Consider the following 2,641-nt stretch of genomic DNA (forward strand, 5'->3'; position numbering starts at 1 on the left):
CGATGGCGAGGTGCGCCTGTTCTCCGTGCGCGCGGAGAACCACCAGCTCCTCTCGACCTCGACCCATGGGACCCGGCGCGCCCTGGTGCGCTCCCCCGATGGCCGGCGGCTGGCCACCCTGTCTGCGAATGGGACGCTCCACCTCCTCGACGTGAGCGCGACCACCACCCCCCTCTTGGAAGAGGCCGGATTCGAGAAGGGCCAGGTGGGCTTCTCCCCGGATGGCCGATGGCTGGTCGCCAGCGGGCCCAACGGGAAGCTCCACCTGCGGGATGCCACCACCGGGCGCGCGACCCGGGTTCTCGAGGGAGCCTCCAGCGCCCTCTCCACGCTCGCCTTCTCCGGAGATGGACGGTGGCTCGCCACGGCGGACGAGGGCGGCGAGGTGCGCCTGTGGGAGCTGGCCTCCGGAGCGTCCCGGGTGCTCGGCACCCACGGCAAGCGCGTGTTCCAGCTCGCCTTCTCGCCGGAGGGGGGACGCCTCGCCTCCGCGGGCTCGGATGGGACGGCGCGGGTATGGGACGTGGGCACGGGAGACTTCCACGTCCTCCGAGGCCACGAGGGCGAGGTCCGCACCCTGGCCTTCTCACCGGACGGCAAGCGCCTCGTCACCGGCTCCATGGACCACACCCTTCGTTTCTGGGAGCTGGAGACGGGCCAGAGCCAGCGCCAGGACGCGAGCGGCGGTGGCGTCCTGGAGGTCCTCTTCAGCCCGGACGGAAGGCTCGTGGCCAGCCGCAATGACAAGGACAACCGCGTGCTGCTCTGGGACGGGCGGACGGGCCAACGCCGGGAGCCGCCCTTCGGCCACCAGGGCTTCGTGTTGGACATCGCCTTCTCGCCCGACGGGACGCGGCTGGCCTCGACGAGCGTCGACAAGACGGTGCGGCTGTGGGACCTGGCGAGCGGCCAGAGCCGGGTGCTGCGAGGCCACACCGGGCAGGTGGGAGCGGTGCTCTTCCTGCCGGAGGGCCGCGCCCTCGTCTCCACCGGGCAGGACGGCAGCCTCCGGCTCTGGCCGGACGAGCTGCCCTCGGAGCCGGACGCGCTGCGCGCCTGGATGAAGGGCGTGACGGGAAGTGAGCCGGCGACAAACGTCGTTTGGCGGTAGAGTCCGCGCGCATGCCGCCCCCCTCGCTGCCCGTGGTCCTCGACACCAACGTGGTCCTGGACCTGTGGATCTTCCAGGATCCCGCCGTCAACCCCCTGGCCGACGCCCTCGCTTCGGGCGAGGTCACCGCGTGGGCGGACGAGGACACCCTGACGGAGCTGGAGTTGGTCCTCGCCTACCCCACCTTCAATCTGGACGAGGCGGCCCGGCGGGACATCTCCTCCCGCTATCGCAACCTCGTGCGCATGGTGCCCAGGGAGCTGGACACGCCGCAGCCCCACCTGCCCCGCTGCCGCGACCGGGACGATCAGAAGTTCCTCGTCCTCGCGGCCCGCGTCGGTGCCTCGTGGCTGGTGAGCAAGGACAAGCGCGTGCTCTCCATGGCCGACTGGCACGGCCTGCCCTTCGAGATCCTCAGCGCGCGCCGGGCCGTGGAGCGGCTGAGGCCTTGCAAGACGGGTTGACGGTAGGGCATGACGTGCCGCGTAACGCATCCACCCCCGGGGGGAACACATGGAGACGTCTCGCAAGGCAGAGCGTCGCGAGGAAGCGAACGCGGCACGCATGGAATTGAAGGGCAGGACCCTTCGCGCCAATGGGTTGAAGTTCTCGGCGATGGAGATGGGAGAAGGGCCGGAGCTCGTCCTCTGCCTGCACGGCTTCCCCGACCACGCCCGCTCCTTCCGCGAGCAGATGCCCGCGCTGGCCGAGGCCGGCTACCGCGTCATCGTCCCGACGCTGCGCGGCTACGAGCCCTCGTCCCAGCCGAAGGATGGCGACTACCACCTCGTCCACCTCGCGGAGGACGTGCTGGGGTGGATGGAGGACCTCGGCGTGAGCAAGGCGCACCTCGTCGGCCACGACTGGGGCGCGGTGATCGGCTACATCGTCGCGGGGATGGCGCCCGAGCGCTTCCACTCGCTCTCCACGCTGGCGGTGCCGCACATGCGCGACCCGCTCGCGGCCTACCGGGGGACGCCCGGCCAGGTGCGCAACTCCTGGTACAGCTTCTTCTTCCTGCTCCGCCGGCTGTCGGACGCCATGGTGCGGTGGGAGGACTTCCAGTTCCTCGAGAAGCTCTGGCGCGACTGGTCCCCGGGCTGGCGCTGGCCCGAGGAGGAGATGGCCGCGCTCAAGCGCACCTTCCGGCAGCCGGGCGTGGTGGAGGCGGCGCTCGGCTACTACCGGGCGACCTACGCGCTGTGGTCCCCCACCACGTGGCGGGCCCACAAGCTGCTCCAGTCCCCCATCCCGGTGCCCACGCTCGCGCTCACCGGCGCGCGGGATGGTTGTCTCGACACGCGCCTGTTCGACTTCACGCGGGCGGAGGACTTCCCCAAGGGCCTGCGCCTCGAGCGCCTCCAGGGCGCCGGGCATTTCCTGCACCAGGAGAAGCCGGCCGAGGTGAACCGGCTGCTCGTGGAGTGGCTCGGCCAGCACCGGGGCTGAGGCGGCTCCCCTACCCCACCGGCGTGCGCCGCGGCAGGTCCAGGGGGTGCTGGCTGTCGGCGCCCCGCTCGTACCGCGAGC

The 2,641-nt window shown here is 71.5% G+C and carries 2 protein-coding genes and 1 pseudogene; all 3 read left to right on the forward strand.

Annotated features, from left to right (window positions below; translation table 11 throughout):
• Positions 1-1,111 (forward strand): annotated as a pseudogene (locus VF697_RS34600) (WD40 repeat domain-containing protein); the annotation flags it as partial.
• Positions 1,112-1,122: 11 nt separating this feature from the next.
• Positions 1,123-1,575, forward strand: coding sequence for a putative toxin-antitoxin system toxin component, PIN family (locus tag VF697_RS34605; RefSeq protein ID WP_331101782.1), 453 nt, complete (start codon positions 1,123-1,125; stop codon positions 1,573-1,575).
• Positions 1,576-1,675: 100 nt separating this feature from the next.
• Positions 1,676-2,560 (forward strand): alpha/beta hydrolase, encoded by an 885-nt coding sequence (locus tag VF697_RS34610; RefSeq protein WP_331101784.1) that lies wholly within the window; start codon positions 1,676-1,678, stop codon positions 2,558-2,560.
• Positions 2,561-2,641: the final 81 nt, after the last annotated feature.

It is taken from the genome of Archangium sp. (assembly GCF_036388035.1).
GTDB lineage: Bacteria > Myxococcota > Myxococcia > Myxococcales > Myxococcaceae > Archangium.

Bases quoted from the DNA above. Each gene is read 5' to 3' on its own strand.
- VF697_RS34605 (WP_331101782.1), top strand. From the start codon at position 1,123: ATGCCGCCCCCCTCGCTGCCCGTGGTCCTCGACACCAACGTGGTCCTG.
- VF697_RS34610 (WP_331101784.1), top strand. From the start codon at position 1,676: ATGGAATTGAAGGGCAGGACCCTTCGCGCCAATGGGTTGAAGTTCTCG.